Annotated in this window: 17 protein-coding genes; 9 read left to right on the top strand and 8 right to left on the bottom strand. The window is 72.7% G+C overall.

The window, feature by feature from the left end; translation table 11 throughout:
* The 4 genes from EAO70_RS38205 to EAO70_RS29610 form a co-directional block, all read right to left on the bottom strand.
* Window positions 1–926: sensor domain-containing diguanylate cyclase (locus EAO70_RS38205; protein ID WP_187284091.1), on the bottom strand; the 926-nt coding region annotated here is incomplete at its 3' end.
* A gap of 79 nt (window positions 927–1,005) precedes the next feature.
* Window positions 1,006–1,800, bottom strand: a complete 795-nt coding sequence (locus tag EAO70_RS29620; protein WP_148005920.1) for an enoyl-CoA hydratase/isomerase family protein — start codon at window positions 1,798–1,800, stop codon at window positions 1,006–1,008.
* A gap of 60 nt (window positions 1,801–1,860) precedes the next feature.
* Entirely contained in the window at window positions 1,861–3,003 is a 1,143-nt protein-coding gene (locus EAO70_RS29615) for an adenylate/guanylate cyclase domain-containing protein (RefSeq protein ID WP_148005919.1), read from the bottom strand.
* A gap of 300 nt (window positions 3,004–3,303) precedes the next feature.
* Entirely contained in the window at window positions 3,304–4,155 is an 852-nt protein-coding gene (locus tag EAO70_RS29610) for a biotin--[acetyl-CoA-carboxylase] ligase (RefSeq protein ID WP_148005918.1), read from the bottom strand.
* Window positions 4,156–4,289: 134 nt separating this feature from the next.
* Here EAO70_RS29610 and EAO70_RS29605 point away from each other — a divergent pair, with 134 nt between their 5' ends.
* Both EAO70_RS29605 and EAO70_RS29600 read left to right on the top strand, forming a co-directional pair.
* Window positions 4,290–5,891, top strand: coding sequence for an acyl-CoA carboxylase subunit beta (locus EAO70_RS29605; RefSeq protein ID WP_148005917.1), 1,602 nt, complete (start codon window positions 4,290–4,292; stop codon window positions 5,889–5,891).
* Between the two features lie 33 nt (window positions 5,892–5,924).
* Window positions 5,925–6,137 carry an acyl-CoA carboxylase epsilon subunit gene (locus EAO70_RS29600; protein WP_055603833.1) on the top strand — a complete coding sequence of 71 codons (213 nt, stop codon included), beginning with the start codon at window positions 5,925–5,927 and terminating at the stop codon, window positions 6,135–6,137.
* Window positions 6,138–6,206: 69 nt separating this feature from the next.
* Here the strand turns inward: EAO70_RS29600 and EAO70_RS29595 are convergent, their stop codons facing one another.
* Window positions 6,207–7,637 (bottom strand): MFS transporter, encoded by a 1,431-nt coding sequence (locus EAO70_RS29595; RefSeq protein ID WP_148005916.1) that lies wholly within the window; start codon window positions 7,635–7,637, stop codon window positions 6,207–6,209.
* 38 nt (window positions 7,638–7,675) lie between these two features.
* On the opposite strand from EAO70_RS29595, the gene EAO70_RS29590 reads away from it, so the two are divergent.
* From EAO70_RS29590 to EAO70_RS29585, 3 genes are all read left to right on the top strand, one after another.
* Window positions 7,676–8,377 (top strand): TetR/AcrR family transcriptional regulator, encoded by a 702-nt coding sequence (locus EAO70_RS29590; protein WP_148005915.1) that lies wholly within the window; start codon window positions 7,676–7,678, stop codon window positions 8,375–8,377.
* Between the two features lie 104 nt (window positions 8,378–8,481).
* The gene (mmpB, locus tag EAO70_RS39650) at window positions 8,482–8,610 is read left to right on the top strand and encodes a morphogenic membrane protein MmpB (protein ID WP_261993113.1); all 129 of its coding nucleotides are present in this window, start codon (window positions 8,482–8,484) and stop codon (window positions 8,608–8,610) included.
* Between the two features lie 25 nt (window positions 8,611–8,635).
* A complete protein-coding gene (locus EAO70_RS29585) occupies window positions 8,636–9,241 on the top strand; it encodes a Maf family protein (RefSeq protein WP_148005914.1) in 606 nt (201 codons plus the stop codon).
* A gap of 36 nt (window positions 9,242–9,277) precedes the next feature.
* Here the strand turns inward: EAO70_RS29585 and EAO70_RS29580 are convergent, their stop codons facing one another.
* Window positions 9,278–9,715, bottom strand: coding sequence for a hypothetical protein (locus EAO70_RS29580; RefSeq protein ID WP_148005913.1), 438 nt, complete (start codon window positions 9,713–9,715; stop codon window positions 9,278–9,280).
* A 372-nt stretch (window positions 9,716–10,087) separates the two neighbouring features.
* Here EAO70_RS29580 and EAO70_RS29575 point away from each other — a divergent pair, with 372 nt between their 5' ends.
* Window positions 10,088–11,842, top strand: coding sequence for an acetyl/propionyl/methylcrotonyl-CoA carboxylase subunit alpha (locus EAO70_RS29575; protein ID WP_148005912.1), 1,755 nt, complete (start codon window positions 10,088–10,090; stop codon window positions 11,840–11,842).
* Window positions 11,843–11,942: 100 nt separating this feature from the next.
* Window positions 11,943–12,488: a TetR/AcrR family transcriptional regulator gene (locus EAO70_RS29570; protein ID WP_148005911.1), complete on the top strand. Its 546-nt coding sequence runs from the start codon at window positions 11,943–11,945 to the stop codon at window positions 12,486–12,488.
* A 73-nt stretch (window positions 12,489–12,561) separates the two neighbouring features.
* Here the strand turns inward: EAO70_RS29570 and EAO70_RS29565 are convergent, their stop codons facing one another.
* Complete coding sequence (locus EAO70_RS29565) at window positions 12,562–13,488, bottom strand: DeoR/GlpR family DNA-binding transcription regulator (RefSeq protein ID WP_402115061.1); 927 nt, start codon at window positions 13,486–13,488, stop codon at window positions 12,562–12,564.
* Between the two features lie 249 nt (window positions 13,489–13,737).
* Window positions 13,738–15,177, bottom strand: a complete 1,440-nt coding sequence (locus EAO70_RS29560; RefSeq protein ID WP_148005909.1) for an NAD(P)H-quinone dehydrogenase — start codon at window positions 15,175–15,177, stop codon at window positions 13,738–13,740.
* 226 nt (window positions 15,178–15,403) lie between these two features.
* Here EAO70_RS29560 and EAO70_RS29555 point away from each other — a divergent pair, with 226 nt between their 5' ends.
* Window positions 15,404–15,841, top strand: coding sequence for a gamma-glutamylcyclotransferase (locus EAO70_RS29555; protein WP_148005908.1), 438 nt, complete (start codon window positions 15,404–15,406; stop codon window positions 15,839–15,841).
* Window positions 15,842–16,051: 210 nt separating this feature from the next.
* On the top strand, window positions 16,052–16,855 hold the full coding sequence (locus tag EAO70_RS29550) for a purine-nucleoside phosphorylase (protein WP_148005907.1): 804 nt from the start codon (window positions 16,052–16,054) through the stop codon (window positions 16,853–16,855).
* Window positions 16,856–17,125 lie beyond the last annotated feature (270 nt).

Genomic DNA, 17,125 nt, shown 5'->3' with positions numbered 1-17,125 from the left:
CCCGAGGACGCCACCCCGCAGGCCACGCCCTCCCCCAGTTCCAGCTCCGCCGCCCGTACGCAGAGCTCCTCGGCGACCGCCACCACCTCGTCCGCCGTCGGGCCGACCGTGAGGAGGCAGAACTCGTCGCCGCCGAGGCGGGCGGCCAGCGCGCCGGGGAGCATCGCCCCGCAGCGGGAGAGGACGGAGCCGAAGCGTTCGAGGAGGCGGTCGCCGACCGCGTGCCCGTGCGTGTCGTTGACCCGCTTGAGGCCGTTCAGGTCGCAGACCATCAGGCTGACGACGGACCCGTCCGCCCGGTAGCGCTCGATCGCCTCGTCCAGGCGGGTGTCGACGGCCCGGCGGTTGGCCAGTCCCGTCAGCGGGTCGGTGAAGGCCAGCTTCCGTACCTCCTCCAGGCGCTCCGCCTGGGCGATGCCCGCCGCCACCACCGCCGCCAGCACCGTGGCGAAGTCGGCGTCCGCCCGGGTGAAAGGTTTCTCCTGCGGTGACCGGGCCACGTACAGCTCTCCCCACGCGCGCCCGTGCAGCACGATCGGGGCCACGACGCAGCTTCCCCGCCCGCGCCGGCGCAGCCCCGCCACCCGCCCGGTCCGGACCGGGTCGTCGGCGGTCTCCACCCACGCGGACGGAGACCCGCCGCCCGCCCACTGCTCGTGCAGGAACTCGGTGATCTCGGGGAACTGGTGCACCGGATACGTCTCCGAGTCCGGGAACTCCTCCTCGCCCGGGGCCCGCTCCCCGGCGTTCACCAGGACCTTGAGCCGACCGTGGTCCCGCTGCCAGACGGAGAGGGCGGCGAAGGCTCCGTCGAGCCCCTCGCAGGACCCGAGCGCCGCCGCCCGCCAGAACTCGCGTGGAGTGTGCGCCGCCGCCATCCCCTGCGCCAGCGCCACTACGGCCCGCAGCCGTCCGTCCTCACCCATCCCTCCAGCTTAGGGAGGTTCGGGGCGTTTTCCCCTCGGGGCGTCACCGTGCGTGACAAACGGTACGGAACCGCGGGAATCACTCCCCGGGCCAGTTCGGCTTCCGCTTCTCGTTGAAGGCCGCGACACCCTCCGCGCGGTCCCCGGAGAACGCCACCGAACGCCACGCCGCGTCCTCGACCTCCAGACCCGCCCGCAGGTCCAGGCCCTGGCCCAGCCGCATGGCCTTCTTCGCGGCCCGCAGCCCGACCGGCGAGTTCGCCGCGATCCGGCCGGCCAGCTCCAGGGCCGCCGTCCGCGCGTCCTCCTCCAGGAGGTCGACCAGGCCCAGCTCACGGGCCTCCGCGGCCTCCACCCGGCGGGCCGTGAAGACCAGCTCGGCGGCGCGCGCCGCACCCACCCGGCGCGGGAGCAGCTGCGTACCGCCGCCGCCCGGGATGACGCCCACGGAGACCTCGGGGAGGCCGACCACGGCGGTCGCGTCGGCCACGATCACGTCGCAGGCGAGCGCCAGTTCGAAGCCGCCGCCGAGGGCGAAGCCGTGCACGGCGGCGACGGTCGGCATGGGCAGTTCCAGGACGCCGGTGTAGGCGGCGCGGGCGGTCGGCCGCTGGCGGACCAGTTCGGCGTCGGTGAAGGAGTTGCGCTCCTTGAGGTCGGCGCCGACGCAGAAGGCCCGGTCGTTCGACGAGGTCAGCACGGTGACGCGGACGGAGGCGTCGGCGGCGAGCGCCGCGCATGCGGCGCCGAGGGAGCGGGCCATCTCCGAGGAGACGGCGTTCATCGCCTTGGGCCGGTCGAGGACCAGCTCGGCGACGTGTCCGTCCCCGCCCTTCCTGACCACCACGAACTCACCAAAGCGCTGCTCGGACATGCCGCACACCCTCCCGGTCAAGGCCTGTTAACGGCTGTTAACAGACGTTCACCGGAGATCCTAGGTGGGGCGGCGGGTCAGGAGCCAGGGTTCGACGACGCCCAGGCCGCGGACGGGCCGCTGCCACATCGGCTGGAGCGCGAAGCGGTACGTGGCGGCCCGGCGGCCCTCCTTCTCGGCGAGGGCGGCCTCCTCGGCGGCCTCCGTCTCCGAGACGGGCGCCTCCCCGGTCCTGGACAGCTCCTCGGCGAGCGCGCCGTCGACGAGGACGGCGTCCTTCGGCGCTATCGAGGTGAGGCGGCTCGCCAGGTTCACGGTGGTGCCGAAGACATCGCCCATCCGGGTCGTCACGGTGCCGAAGGCGATGCCGACGCGGAGGGCGGGCATCGTCTCGTCGTGGCTGAGCGTCTCGATGAGGCGCAGGGCGATCTCGGCGGCGGTGCCGGCGTCGTCGGCCGCGTACAGCACCTCGTCGCCGAGGGTCTTGATGAGCCGGCCGCCGTGTGCGGCGACCAGGTCGGCGCAGGTGGTCTCGAAGGCCTCGACGAGTTCGCCGAGCTCCTCCTCCTCCAGGCGGCGGGTCAGCCGGGTGAAGCCGACGAGGTCGGCGAAGCCGACGGCGAGCCGCCGGTCGACCATCTCCTCGTCGTCGGCGGCCTGCACGAGGACCCGCCCGGTCGCGGCGGCGAGCTGGCGCCGCCACACGTAGATGAGGAACTCCTCCAGCTCGGGCAGGAGCAGCTCGACCAGGGGGTACGTGACCTCGGTGCGGGTCATGCCGGGCTCGGGCGGCTCGGTGAGGCCCTCCAGGAAGGAGTCGATCTGCCATTCGGCGAGCCGGGCGGTGGTCTGCCCGGTGGACCGGGCGACCTGCACGGCCATCGGCTCGCTGAGCAGCCCGGCCTCGACGAGACCGGCGAGGCGGCGCAGGGCGAGGACGTCGGCCTCGGTGAGCGCCTTGGCCTGGCCGATGTCGGCGAAGCCCATGGCGCGCCAGAAGCGGGAGGCGAGCTCCATGGAGACGCCGGCGGTGCGGGCGGCCTGGAAGGGGGTGTAGCGGCGGTCCGCGCCGAGGATGAGCTGTTCGAGGCGGATGGCGAGCGGATCGTCGCTCGGCTCGGCCGTGTGGTCGACCTCGTGATGGGGGGTGGGGTACGCGGGGGGCTCGGGCGCTCGGCCCTCGTTCTCGTCGTCGACGGTCACCGGCCGCCTCCTGCCCGTTCCCTGCCCACTTGCCCTGCCGATCTGTAGCCCTGGATCGCGGTCCACGATACGGCAGGTGTGGCTTGGCTCACGCGCTTACGGCTTTCGCCCCTGTTTCGCGGTCACGGATCGTGCGGGGAGGCGCGGTACGCGGGCTCTCCGGGGGCGTACGCCCCGGGGGTGCGCCGCGCGTGTCGCCCGGCCCCGCACCCCACGACCGTACGCCCCGGGGTGCGGGCCGGGCCCTCGCAGCCGTTCGCCTCAGAGCCCGGGCCCGGGCGCCCGGCCCCGTCCGTCACGTCAGCCGGTCGCCCGCAGGTGGACGATGTCGCCCGCGCCGACCGCCTCCGTGCCGCCGCCCTCCGTGGCGACGACCAGGCGGCCGTCGCCGTCCAGGGCGACCGCCTCGCCCTCCAGCATCCGCTCGCCCGGGAGGTCGGCCCTGACGCGTCGGCCGAGGGTGGCGCAGCCGGCCGCGTAGGTGGCCTGGAGGCCGGAGGCGGCGGGGTCCCCGTCGGCCCGGGTCCAGTCGCCGTACCACTCGCCGAGGGAGCGCAGGACGGCCCGCAGGAGGGTGTCGCGGTCGGTGGAGACGGCTCCGGCGAGGAGGAGGGAGCCGGCGGCGGGGACGGGCAGTTCGTCCTCGCGGAGGGTGACGTTGATGCCGAGGCCGACGACGACGGCGTCCGCGCCAGCGCGCTCGGCGAGGATGCCGCCGGCCTTGCGCTCCTCGCCCGCCACGGAGACCAGCAGGTCGTTGGGCCATTTGAGGGACATGTCGACTCCGGCGGCCTTCGCGAGGCCGGTCGCCGCGGCGACGCCGGTGAGCAGCGGGAGCCAGCCCCAGCGGTGGACCGGGACCCGCGGCTTGAGCAGGACGGAGAGGAAGAGTCCGGAGCGGGCGGGCGCGGTCCAGGTGCGGTCCAGGCGGCCGCGTCCGGAGGTCTGCTCCTCGGCGACGAGGACGGCTCCCTCGGGCAGCTCGTCGGCACGGGCGGCGAGGTCGCTGTTGGTGGATCCGGTGCCGGTGACCACGTCGAGGGAGGTCCACAGGCCGTCGGGGAGGACGAGGGCGCGGCGCAGTGCGGGGGCGTTCAGCGGGGGCCGGTCGAGGTCGGACCAGGGTCCGCCGGAGCCTTGGGAGGACGTCATGCAAGCCAGAGTAGGTGTGGCAAAGACCGCAGTGCCGAACCGTATCGGCGTGGATACGCTACGGCTCAGTAGGGCAGCAGTAGCCCATTCGTAGTCAACGAACCCCCCGTGACCAGGCAGGGAGCCGCATCCCGATGTCCGAGCCGGCAGAGCAGTACGAGATCGACATTCACACGACCGCGGGCAAGATCGCGGACCTCAAGCGCCGTATCGACGAGGCCACTCACGCCGGCTCGGAGCGTGCGGTGGAGAAGCAGCACGCGAAGGGGAAGCTGACCGCGCGCGAACGGATCGCGCTCCTCCTCGACGAGGGGTCCTTCGTCGAGCTGGACGAGCTGGCCCGGCACCGGTCGACCAACTTCGGCCTGGAGAAGAACCGTCCGTACGGAGACGGCGTCGTCACCGGCTACGGCACGGTCGACGGGCGGCCGGTGGCCGTCTTCTCGCAGGACTTCACGGTCTTCGGCGGCGCGCTCGGCGAGACGTACGGCCAGAAGATCATCAAGGTGATGGACTTCGCGCTGAAGACGGGCTGCCCGGTCGTCGGCATCAACGACTCCGGCGGCGCCCGCATCCAGGAGGGCGTGAGCGCGCTCGGCATGTACGGCGAGATCTTCCGCCGCAACACCCACGCCTCCGGGGTGATCCCGCAGATCTCGCTGGTCGTGGGCCCGTGCGCGGGCGGCGCGGTCTACTCGCCGGCGATCACCGACTTCACGGTGATGGTGGACCAGACCTCGCACATGTTCATCACGGGGCCGGACGTCATCAAGACGGTGACCGGTGAGGACGTGGGCTTCGAGGAGCTGGGCGGCGCGCGGACGCACAACGCGACGTCGGGCGTGGCGCACCACATGGCGGGGGACGAGAAGGACGCCATCGAGTACGTGAAGTCCCTGCTGTCCTACCTGCCGTCGAACAACCTCTCCGAGGCGCCGGCCTTCCCGGAGGCCGCGGACACCGAGGTGTCGGACGAGGACCGCGAGCTGGACGTGCTGATCCCGGACTCGGCGAACCAGCCGTACGACATGCACCGGGTCATCGAGCACGTACTGGACGACGGCGAGTTCCTGGAGACGCAGGCGCTGTTCGCGCCGAACATCCTGACCGGTTTCGGCCGGGTGGAGGGCTTCCCGGTCGGGGTGGTCGCCAACCAGCCGATGCAGTTCGCGGGCTGCCTGGACATCGACGCGTCCGAGAAGGCCGCGCGGTTCGTGCGCACCTGTGACGCCTTCAACATCCCGGTGCTGACGTTCGTGGACGTTCCGGGCTTCCTGCCGGGCGTGGACCAGGAGTACGGCGGCATCATCCGTCGCGGCGCGAAGCTGATCTACGCGTACGCGGAGGCCACGGTGCCGCTGATCACGGTGATCACGCGGAAGGCGTTCGGCGGCGCGTACGACGTGATGGGCTCCAAGCACCTGGGGGCGGACCTGAACCTGGCGTGGCCGACGGCGCAGATCGCGGTCATGGGCGCGCAGGGGGCGGTGAACATCCTGCACCGGCGGACGATCGCGGAGGCGGGGGACGCCGAGGAGACCGAGGCGACGCGGGCGCGGCTGATCCAGGAGTACGAGGACGCCCTGCTCAACCCGTACACGGCGGCCGAGCGCGGGTACATCGACGGGGTGGTCATGCCGTCGGACACGCGCCCGCAGATCGTGAAAGGGCTGCGTCAGCTGCGGACGAAGCGGGAATCACTGCCTCCGAAGAAGCACGGCAACATCCCGCTGTAGGTCTCCCCGGACGTGACCCTGCAAGGAGTCGACATGATCAAGGTCGTACGAGGAAACCCGACACCGGAGGAGCTGGCCGCCGCACTGGCGGTGGTTCAGGCGCGGGCCGCGGCGACGGCGGCTGCGTCCGCCGGGAGCGGCGGCCCGGCGGTGCCCGAGGGCTGGTCGGACCCGTCGCGGATCGCGCGCTCGGTGCGCCACCGGCCGGGCCCGCGGGCCTGGGCACGGTCGTACTGGCCGGTGTAGCCGGACCTGGACGGCGAGAAGGGCCGGACTCCCCCGTGGGGGTCCGGCCCTTCTCGCGTGCCCCACCCGTCACGTACGGCGCAGGAAGAGGCCGGCCAGGACGGCTCCGGCGGCGACGATGCCCGCGTTCACGAGGACGGCGAGGCCGATGCCGTCGAGGAGCACGGGCGAGGTGACCACGACGGCGCTCATGATCGGGGTGCCCATCGTGATGCCGATCTGCTGGGTCATGGTGGCGAGCCCGGTCGCGGTGCCCTGCTCGTGGTCCGGGATGCCGGAGGTGGCGGTGACCATGAAGCCGACGATCGCGAGCATGTTGCCGACGCCGCCCACGAAGGTCGCGGCGAGCAGCAGCCCGAGGCTGCCCTGGCTCTCGCCGAGTCCGTAGAGGGAGAGGGTGGCGACGGCCTGGAGGAGTCCGCCGGCGACGAGGGCCGTGCGGGCGCCGAAGCGGCCGATGAACCGGGAGGCGAAGACGCCGCCGAGGACGGTGCCGGCGCCGAGGACGCCGAAGGAGAGGCCGGCGGCGAGGGGGGAGAAGTCGAGGACGTCCTGGAGGTAGAGCGTCATCAGGAAGACCAGCGAGGTCTCGGTGACGAAGGCGACGAGCCCGGCGAGGTTGCCCCAGACGACGCTGCGGCGCTTGAGGATGTGGAGCGGGACGAGGGGGGCGGCGGCCCGGCGCTCGACGAGGACGAAGGCGATCAGGAGCGCGGCGCCGACGGTGAGGGCGATGAGSGCGGCGGGGTCGGTCCAGCCGTGCTCGCCGCTGACGGTCAGGCCGTAGACGAGGGCGAGCAGGCCGCCGGTGACGGTGACGGCGCCGGGCACGTCGAGGCGGGGGCGGACGGCCGGGCGGCTCTCGGCGAGGACGGCGGGGGCGACGAGGAGGACGGCGAGGGCCACCGGGACGTTGACGAGGAAGGCCCAGCGCCAGGAGAGCAGGTCGGTGAGGACGCCGCCGAGGATCGCGCCGGTGGTGAAGCCGGCGGACATGAGGGCGCCGTTCAGTCCGAGCGCGCGGGCCCGCWGCGGGCCCTCGGGGAAGGAGGCGGTGAGCAGGGAGAGTCCGGCGGGGGTGACGGCGGCGGTGGCGAGGCCCTGGGCGACGCGGGCGGCCATCAGCATCTCGGGGCCGGTGGCGAGGCCGCCGACGAGCGAGGAGACGCCGAGGAGCGCCATGCCGCCGAGGAAGAGCCGGCGGCGTCCGACGATGTCGGCGACGCGCCCGAAGAGCAGGGTGAAGCCGGCCGCCGCGAGGGCGAAGGCGGTGGCGATCCACTGGAGGCCGCCGAGGCTGAAGCCGAGTCCCTGCCCGATGGCGGGCAGGGCGACGTTCAGGATCGAGAAGTCGACGGCGAGCATGAACTGGGCGAGGAGGAGGACGACGAGGACGAGCCGCATCCGGCCGGTCATCCGCGCGTCGGTGGGCCCGGCGGTGGGCTCCTCCCGGGTCTGTGCGACCTCTTCGACCGGCTGGGGGTGATCCAGGGCAACCATGCGTATCGACCCCTTAATGGGAGACTGGTTCCGTTAAGATGTCCCGTACCGTAGCAGAGTCGATGGCGTTAATGGAACAGGAGACCCATTTGACTGAGAGCCAGCCGGCCTCGCCCGGCACCCTGCGTCCCGGCGGCCGCACCGCGAAGGTCCGCAGGGCCGTCCTCGACGCCACCCGGGACGCCCTCGCCGACACCGGCTTCCACGCCCTGAACATGGACCGCGTCGCCGCCGGCGCGGGCGTCGGCAAGACCACCGTCTACCGCCGCTGGGGCTCCCCCGTCGGCCTGGTCACCGACCTGCTGCACGACATGGCCGAACAGTCCCTGCCCGCCTCCGACACCGGCAGCCTCGCGGGCGACCTGCGGGCCAACGCCGAACTCGTCCGCGCCACCCTCACCGACCCGCGGATGGGCGCCGTCTTCCACGCGGTCATCGCCGCGGCCGCCTGCGACGAGGACTGCGCGCACGCGCTCGCGGACTTCTACCGGACCCGGCTCGGCGAGTGGGCGCCCGTCGTCGCCAAGGGCGCGGCCCGCGGCGAGGTCCCGGCGGACGCCGACCCGACCGAACTCCTCCGCGCCGTCTCCGCACCGCTCTACTACCGCTTCGCGGTCACCCGCGAGGAGATCACGGCCGAGGTCGCGGAGCGGGCCGTCACCGCGGCGCTCGCGGCGGCCCGGGACGGCGTGTTCACCAGGACGCCGTCACCCGGCGGCCCTCCGTTCGTCCGCGAATAGTCCTCCCGCACCGGGGCGCCTGAGTATCCGTACTCAGGCGCCCCGCCCGCCACCACCATCGCCAGGGCCAGCAGCACGCCCGCCCCGCCCTCAGGATCGGAGGCATGCTGTGGTCCGACCCGAAGAACCAGCCGCCGAAGTTCATGCGCGACATGCAGGCGATGCTCCGCCGCGCGGGCGTGCTGCTGGCCCTGGCGATGGTGGTGGCGATGTTCGCGGTCAGCGCACGCTGAGCCCCCGACTGACTACGCTGCCCCCATGACTGCTGATCCGCGCCGTGTCGTCCTCGCCTCCGCCTCCCCCGCCCGGCTCAACCTGCTCCGGCAGGCCGGGCTCGCGCCCGAGGTGATCGTGAGCGGCGTCGACGAGGACAAGGTGCACGCCCCGACCCCGGCCGAGCTCGCCCTCACCCTCGCGGAGATGAAGGCCGCCCATGTCGCCGCGCGCCCCGAGGCGTTCGGCGCCCTGGTCATCGGCTGCGACTCGGTCCTGGAACTCGACGACCAGGCCCTCGGCAAGCCGGCCGACGCCGAGGAGGCCACCGCACGCTGGAAGGCCATGCGCGGCCGGGCCGGCATCCTCCAGACCGGCCACTGCGTGTACGACACGACCGCCAAGCGCTACGAGTCGGCGACGGCCTCCACCGTGGTCCGCTTCGGCGAGCCCACCGACGCCGAGATCGCCGCGTACGTGGCCAGCGGCGAACCGCTGCACGTGGCCGGGGCGTTCACCCTGGACGGCCGCTCGGCCCCCTTCGTCGACGGCATCGACGGCGACCCCGGCAACGTCATCGGCCTCTCCCTGCCGCTGCTGCGCACCCTGCTCGGGAAGCTGGACGTGCGGATCACCGACCTCTGGACCTGACGGCCCGTCGCCCGGACACCGCGGGCGGGGCCACCCCTAGGCCGGAACCGGGGCCCCCTCGCGGGGCCCTGCGCCCTTCTCGTCCGCCTTGCCGTACACCACGAGGGTGAGCACGATCAGCCCCAGGACGAGCATCATGAAGGCGAACGCGTCCCAGCCGATCAGCCCGACGGTGACCGCGCCGAGGACCCCGTGCACGACCGCGCACCCGATCAGCAGCCCCCGGCCGACGCGTCCGGGGCGGCGGTCGCGGAGACCGGCGACGAGGGCGACGAGGCCGCAGAGCGCGAGGGCGATCCCGGAGGCGATGCCGAGCGCCCAGGTGCCCGCGTACATCGCGTCGGGGTGCATGCCGTCGAGGGACATCGTCTGGATCTTCACGAAACGCGCCATCACGGCGTTGATCGCGACGATCCCGGGCGCCTCCAGGAACAGCACCGCCGCCGTCACGAGAGCTATCGGTCTGCGGGCCACCTCGGCCACCCCCTGGATACGACTGTTACCGACAGTACGATCGACTGCGCGAAGGCTACTGGCCGGTAAACCCCTGGACAAGAGTGTGCGCACGACCGGCGACCGCGAACGCCAGGGCAAAGAATCACTGGGCCATTCGTAGGGACTCGACAAAGAAACCCGAATGGCGACTGGCCGCGCGAACAGAGACCTGCGCCACACCTCGGAGCTACTGTGCCGTAAAGGAACCCTGCGTACCGTGGTGCGACAAGGGAATACACGACCCGAGCAGCCCGAGGTCACGCTCCGTGTGGGCAAGCTCACCACTGGGGACGGGTCGAAAGGCCGTGTCGGCAGTCCCTAAACTCAGCTTGTTTCAAGGAGGGAGCCATCGTGCGCAAGGTGCTCATCGCCAACCGTGGCGAAATCGCTGTCCGTGTGGCCCGGGCGTGCCGGGACGCGGGTATCGGCAGCGTGGCCGTGTACGCCGAGCCGGACCGGGATGCCCTGCATGTCCGGGCGGCCGACGAGGCGTTCGCTCTGGGCGGTGACACCCCGGCGACCAGTTACCTGGACATCGCCAAGGTGTTGCAGGCGGCCAAGGACTCGGGCGCGGACGCGATCCACCCCGGCTACGGCTTCCTCTCCGAGAACGCGGAGTTCGCGCAGGCCGTCCTCGACGCCGGTCTCACCTGGATCGGTCCGCCGCCGCACGCCATCCGCGACCTGGGCGACAAGGTGGCGGCGCGTCACATCGCACAGCGCGCCGGTGCCCCGCTCGTCGCCGGCACCCCCGACCCGGTCTCCGGCAGCGACGAGGTCGTCGCCTTCGCCAAGGAGCACGGGCTGCCGATCGCGATCAAGGCCGCCTTCGGCGGTGGCGGTCGCGGTCTGAAGGTGGCGCGGACCCTCGAAGAGGTCCCGGAGCTGTACGACTCCGCCGTGCGCGAGGCCGTCGCGGCCTTCGGCCGGGGGGAGTGCTTCGTCGAGCGCTACCTCGACCGGCCCCGCCACGTCGAGACCCAGTGCCTCGCCGACACCCACGGGAACGTGGTCGTCGTCTCCACCCGTGACTGCTCGCTCCAGCGCCGCCACCAGAAGCTCGTCGAGGAGGCCCCCGCGCCGTTCCTGACGGACGCGCAGAACGCGGAGCTGTACGCGGCGTCGAAGGCGATCCTCAAGGAGGCCGGCTACGTCGGCGCCGGCACCGTCGAGTTCCTGGTCGCCGCGGACGGCACGATCTCCTTCCTGGAGGTCAACACGCGCCTTCAGGTCGAGCACCCGGTGACCGAGGAGGTCTCCGGCATCGACCTGGTCCGCGAGATGTTCCGGATCGCCGACGGCGAGGAGCTGGGCTACGACGACCCGGCCATAAGGGGTCACTCCTTCGAGTTCCGCATCAACGGCGAGGACCCGGGCCGCGGCTTCCTGCCCGCCCCCGGCACCGTCACCCTGTTCGACGCGCCGAGCGGTCCCGGCGTCCGTCTGGACGCGGGCGTGGAGTCCGGCAGCGTCATCGGCCCGGCCTGGGACTCGCTCCTCGCCAAGCTGATCGTCACCGGCGCCACCCGCGAGCAGGCCCTCCAGCGCGCCGCGCGGGCCCTCGCCGAGTTCAAGGTGGAGGGCATGGCCACGGCCATCCCGTTCCACCAGGCCGTCGTCGTCGACCCCGCCTTCACCGCCGACCCGTTCCAGGTCCACACCCGGTGGATCGAGACCGAGTTCGTCAACGAGATCAAGCCGTTCGCCCCGGCCGGCGCCGACGCCGACGAGGACGAGTCCGGCCGCGAGACGATCGTGGTCGAGGTCGGCGGCAAGCGCCTGGAGGTCTCGCTGCCCTCCTCGCTCGGCATGACGCTGGCCCGCACGGGCCTCGCCGCCGGGGCGAAGCCGAAGCGCCGCGCCGCCAAGAAGTCCGGCCCGGCCGCCTCCGGCGACACCCTCGCCTCCCCCATGCAGGGCACGATCGTGAAGATCGCGGTCGAGGAGGGCCAGGAGGTCAAGGAGGGCGACCTGATCGTCGTCCTGGAGGCCATGAAGATGGAGCAGCCGCTCAACGCGCACCGCTCCGGCACCGTCAAGGGCCTGACCGCCGAGGTCGGCGCGTCGATCACCTCCGGCGCGGCGATCTGCGACATCAAGGACTGACGCGGGACCGGAGACCGGCCGACGGTCACCGAGTACGGTACGAAGGGCCCGCAGGCAGCCGCCTGCGGGCCCTTCGTCGAGGGGAGGCGATCCACCAGCCATGCGAGCCGACGCACGACGCAACCACGAGCGGCTGCTCATCGAAGCCCGCGCCACCTTCGCCGGACAGGGCGCCGACGCGCCCCTCGAAGAGATCGCGCGCCGCGCGGGCGTGGGCATCGGGACCCTCTACCGCCACTTCCCCACCCGGGCACAACTGCTCAGCGCGGTCTTCCAGGAGGCCTTGGCGGAACTCCTGCACCGCTCGGCGGAACTCGCCGAGGCCGAGGAGCCGTGCCGGGCGCTCGTGGACTGGCTGCGGGCGCTGGTCGCCCACGCCGGGGAGTACCGGGGGCTCGCGCACGCGCTGATGTCCGCCTCGTACGACCGGAGTTCGGCGCTCACCCAGTGCAGCGAGCCGCTGCGCGCGGCGGGCGAGCGGCTGCTCGGACGCGCCAGGGACGCGGGCCAGGTGCGCGCCGACGTGTCGATCGGCGACCTGATGCAGCTGACCAACGCGATCGCACTGGCGGCGGAACAGTGCCCGGAGGACAAGGAGTTGGCGGATCGCCTGCTCGCGCTGACGCTTCGGGGCATCAAGGGCTGAGCCGAGACCGCCGGGCCGGCGGGAAGGCACGGCGACGGCGCGCGGGACCCCTGGGGGAGGGCCCCCGGGCTGCTCAGCGGCGGCGCATGTCCGCGACCCGCGCCGTGCGCTCCAGCGTCTCGGCGGTCATCCCTCCGCCCGGCCCGCGGTACTGGCCCGGCGCCATCCGGCCGCGCTGCACCGGGAGCGGCAGGTCACGGCGGGGCCGGGCCCCCGGGGGGAGCTGGTCACCGCCTGCGGGGCCGCCCGCGGCGCCCGTGCCGGCGACGGCGATCTGCACGCCCTGGTCGGCCAGGGCCTGGAGCTCGGTGGCGGCCCGGTCGTCGTGGGCGGGCGGTTCGTCGGTCACCAGGCGGGTGATGACGTCCGTGGGCACCGTCTGGAACATGGTGTCGGAGCCGAGCTTGGTGTGGTCGGCGAGGACCACGACCTCGGCCGCCGCCTGGACCAGCGCCCGGTCCACGCTCGCGGAGAGCATGTTGGACGTGGAGAGGCCGCGCTCGGCGGTGAGCCCGCTCCCGGAGAGGAAGGCGCGGGAGACCCGGAGCCCCTGGAGGGACTGCTCGGCACCGCTGCCCACCAGTGCGTAGTTGGAGCCGCGCAGGGTGCCGCCGGTCATGACGACCTCGACCCGGTTGGCGTGCGCGAGGGCCTGGGCGACCAGCAGGGAGTTGGTGACCACGGTCAGACCGGGCACGCGGGCGAGCCGGCGGGCCAGCTCCTGCGTGGTCGTCCCGGCGCCGACGACGATGGCCTCGCCTTCTTCGACGAGGCTCGCGGCGACGTCGGCGATGGCCGTCTTCTCCGCGGTCGCGAGATGGGATTTCTGCGGGAAGCCGGATTCTCGCGTGAATCCGCCCGGCAACACCGCACCGCCGTGGCGGCGGTCGAGGAGTCCTTCTGCCTCGAGCGCCCGTACGTCTCTCCGTACGGTCACCTCCGAGGTCTGGACGACGCGGGCGAGCTCGCGGAGCGACACGGCCCCATTGGCTCGCACCATTTCGAGGATCAACTGGCGACGTTCTGCAGCGAACACGGAACTGACAGTAACGTGACCGGCCGATACTTTTCAGCACTATGCGCCGAATTGCAGAAGATGCACACAGACGGGGCCTCCAAGTGGTATGAGAGGCCCCGCCGTTGATCTGCGGCACACCTGGACTATGTCCCGCCTTGCCGGGGGTTGTCCGAGTCGGAGAACCGTTCCCGCAGGCGGGAGCCGCGAACCGGGCGACCGCCCGGAGGCGGGTCAGACCTCGCCCGAGGTCTTCCGGGTGTGCAACTGCCGTGCCACTTCCGCGATCGAACCCGACAGGGAGGGGTACACCGTGAAAGCATTTGCGATCTGTTCGACGGTCAGATTGTTGTCGACCGCGATCGAGATCGGATGGATCAGTTCGCTCGCCTTCGGGGCGACGACACAGCCGCCGACCACGATGCCGGTGCCGGGGCGGCAGAAGATCTTGACGAAGCCGTCCCGGATGCCCTGCATCTTCGCGCGCGGGTTGCGCAGCAGCGGCAGCTTGACGACCTTGGCGTCGATCTTGCCCGCGTCCACGTCCGCCTGCGTGTAGCCGACGGTGGCGATCTCCGGGTCGGTGAAGACGTTCGACGAGACCGTCTTCAGGTCGAGCGGGGTCACCGCGTCGCCGAGGAAGTGGTACATCGCGATGCGGCCCTGCATCGCGGCCACCGAGGCGAGCGCGAAGACACCCGTCACGTCGCCCGCCGCGTACACGCCGGGGGCGCTCGTGCGGGAGACCTTGTCGGTCCAGATGTGACCGGAGTCCTTCAGCCGGACCCCCGCCTCCTCCAGACCCATTCCGGCCGAGTTCGGGATCGCGCCGACCGCCATCAGGCAGTGCGTGCCGGAGATGACCCGGCCGTCCGCCAGGGTGACCTCGACCCGGTCGCCGACCCGCTTGGCGGACTCGGCGCGGGAGCGGGCCATGACGTTCATGCCGCGGCGGCGGAACACGTCCTCCAGGACGGCGGCGGCATCCGGGTCCTCGCCGGGCAGCACCCGGTCGCGCGAGGAGACCAGGGTGACCCGGGAGCCGAGGGCCTGGTAGGCGCCGGCGAACTCGGCGCCGGTCACGCCGGAGCCGACCACGATGAGCTCCTCCGGGAGCTCCTTCAGGTCGTACACCTGCGTCCAGTTCAGGATGCGCTCGCCGTCCGGCTTGGCGTCCGGCACTTCGCGCGGGTGGCCGCCGGTCGCGATCAGCACGGCGTCCGCGGTCAGCGTCTCCTCCGAGCCGTCCGCGGCCGTGACGACCACCTGGCGGGAGCCGTCCATCGCCTGCCGGCCGGAGAGCCGGCCGCGGCCGCGCAGCACCCGGGCGCCGGCCCGGGTGACGGAGGCGGTGATGTCGTGCGACTGGGCGAGCGCCAGGCGCTTCACCCGTCGGTTGACCTTGCCGAGGTCCACGCCCACGACCCGGGCGGCCTGCTCCAGGTGCGGGGTGTCGTCCGCGACGATGATGCCCAGCTCCTCGTACGAGGAGTCGAAGGTGGTCATCACCTCGGCGGTGGCGATCAGGGTCTTGGAGGGGACGCAGTCGGTCAGGACGGACGCGCCGCCGAGGCCGTCGCAGTCGACGACGGTCACCTCCGCGCCGAGTTGGGCGCCCACCAGGGCCGCCTCGTATCCGCCGGGTCCGCCGCCGATGATCACGATCCGGGTCACTGGGATCTACGCCTCGCGCTCTCGTTCTGCCGGGGGGTCCCCCCGCTGGGATGCAGTGCGTACGCCATTGTCCCGCACGCTTCAAGTGCGTACCCCATTCTCCCGCACGCCCGGCGCGGTCTCACGCCGGGGCCTCCGAAGGGGTGCGCGTACTCCCCCGGCCTGCCCCGCGGCCGTCACCTCGGGGTTCTTCGGACACCCCGCCCCCTCCCGTACCCTCGGTCCCATGTCGCTCTACGCCGCTTTCGCCGGCAACCTCGACGCGCGGCTCATGAGCCGCCGCGCACCGCATTCCCCGCTGCGCGGCACCGGCTGGCTCACCGGCTGGCGGCTCACCTTCGGCGGCGAGCAGATGGGCTGGGACGGCGCGCTGGCCACCATCGTCGAGGCCCCGCGCTCCCAGGTCTTCGTGGCGCTGTACGACATCGCGCCGATGGACGAGGAGTCCATGGACCGCTGGGAGGGCGTCGGGCTCGACATCTACCGCCGCATGCGGGTCCGGGCGCACACCCTGGACGGCGAGGAGCCGGCCTGGGTCTACGTCCTGAACGCCTACGAGGGCGGGCTGCCGTCCGCCCGCTACCTGGGCGAGGTGGCCGACGCGGCCGAGTCGGCGGGCGCCCCGCACGACTACGTGATGGAGTTGCGCAAGCGTCCCTGCTGACGCCGGCGCGGAGCCGGCCGGGGGTGTGGGAACCGCCGAGGCAGGGAGGTGACTCTTCCGCTGCGTCGTTCGTCGGAAACGACAAGACAACGATCGCATGTCCGTCGGCATCGTCATCTACGCGCGTAGGCAATCTCCGGATACGCTTCTGCGCGTATCAAATCCGTCCGGGGCCAGCCTCGGACCCCCCTCCCCGAGGCGAGAGAGTCAGTGAACGCAACTGCCACCCCGTACGAGGCCGCCGAGGCCGCTGCCGCACGTCTTCGCGAGCTGACCGGAGTCGAGGACCACGACGTCGCCCTGGTCATGGGCTCGGGCTGGGCGCCCGCCGTCGACGCCCTCGGCGCCCCCGAGGCCGAGTTCCCGGTGACCGACCTGCCCGGCTTCCCGCCGCCCGCCGTCGAGGGCCACGGCGGCAAGGTCCGCTCGTACAAGATCGGCGCCAAGCGCGCGCTCGTCTTCCTCGGCCGCACCCACTTCTACGAGGGCCGCGGCGTCGCCTCCGTCGCCCACGGCGTCCGCACCGCGGTCGCCGCCGGCTGCAAGACGATCATCCTGACCAACGGCTGCGGCGGCCTGCGCGAGGGCATGCGCCCCGGCCAGCCGGTCCTCATCAGCGACCACCTCAACCTGACGGCCGCCTCCCCGATCGTCGGCGCGAACTTCGTGGACCTCACCGACCTGTACTCGCCGCGGCTGCGCGCGCTGTGCAAGGAGGTCGACGAGACCCTCGAAGAGGGCGTCTACGTGCAGTTCCCCGGCCCGCACTACGAGACCCCGGCCGAGATCAACATGGTCCGCGTGCTCGGCGGCGACCTCGTCGGCATGTCCACCGTCCTGGAGGCCATCGCCGCCCGCGAGGCGGGCGCCGAGGTCCTCGGCATCTCCCTGGTCACCAACCTGGCGGCGGGGCTCTCGGGCGAGCCGCTGAACCACGAGGAGGTCCTCCAGGCGGGCCGCGACTCGGCGGCACGGATGGGCGAGCTGCTCACCCGGGTCCTCGACCGGATCTGAGTTCTCGTCGCGCCCCTCGCACCGGCCGGCCCCTGGGGGCCGACCGGGCTTCGGGGCGCTGCGGCGGCCCCCGGGGGCCGGGGGCCGGTTCTCGCCGGAACGGCCCTCCGGCCGCCGGGGGCCGGTCCCGGCTGGAACCGCTGCGCGGGGCTTCTGCCCCACCCCGCCCCTTCCCGAAACCGGGGGCAGGCCCCCGGRCCCCGTACGCCCTCCGGGCGTGTCCTCAAGCGCCGGATGGGCTGAAAATCCAGCCCCGCCGGCGTTCGAGGC

Origin of the sequence: Streptomyces sp. adm13(2018) (assembly GCF_008042145.1) — a bacterium.
In the GTDB taxonomy this organism is placed as follows: Bacteria; Actinomycetota; Actinomycetes; order Streptomycetales; family Streptomycetaceae; genus Streptomyces.
The sequence above is the reverse complement of the archived record's forward strand: the minus strand, read 5'-3'. Positions and strand labels throughout refer to the sequence as shown.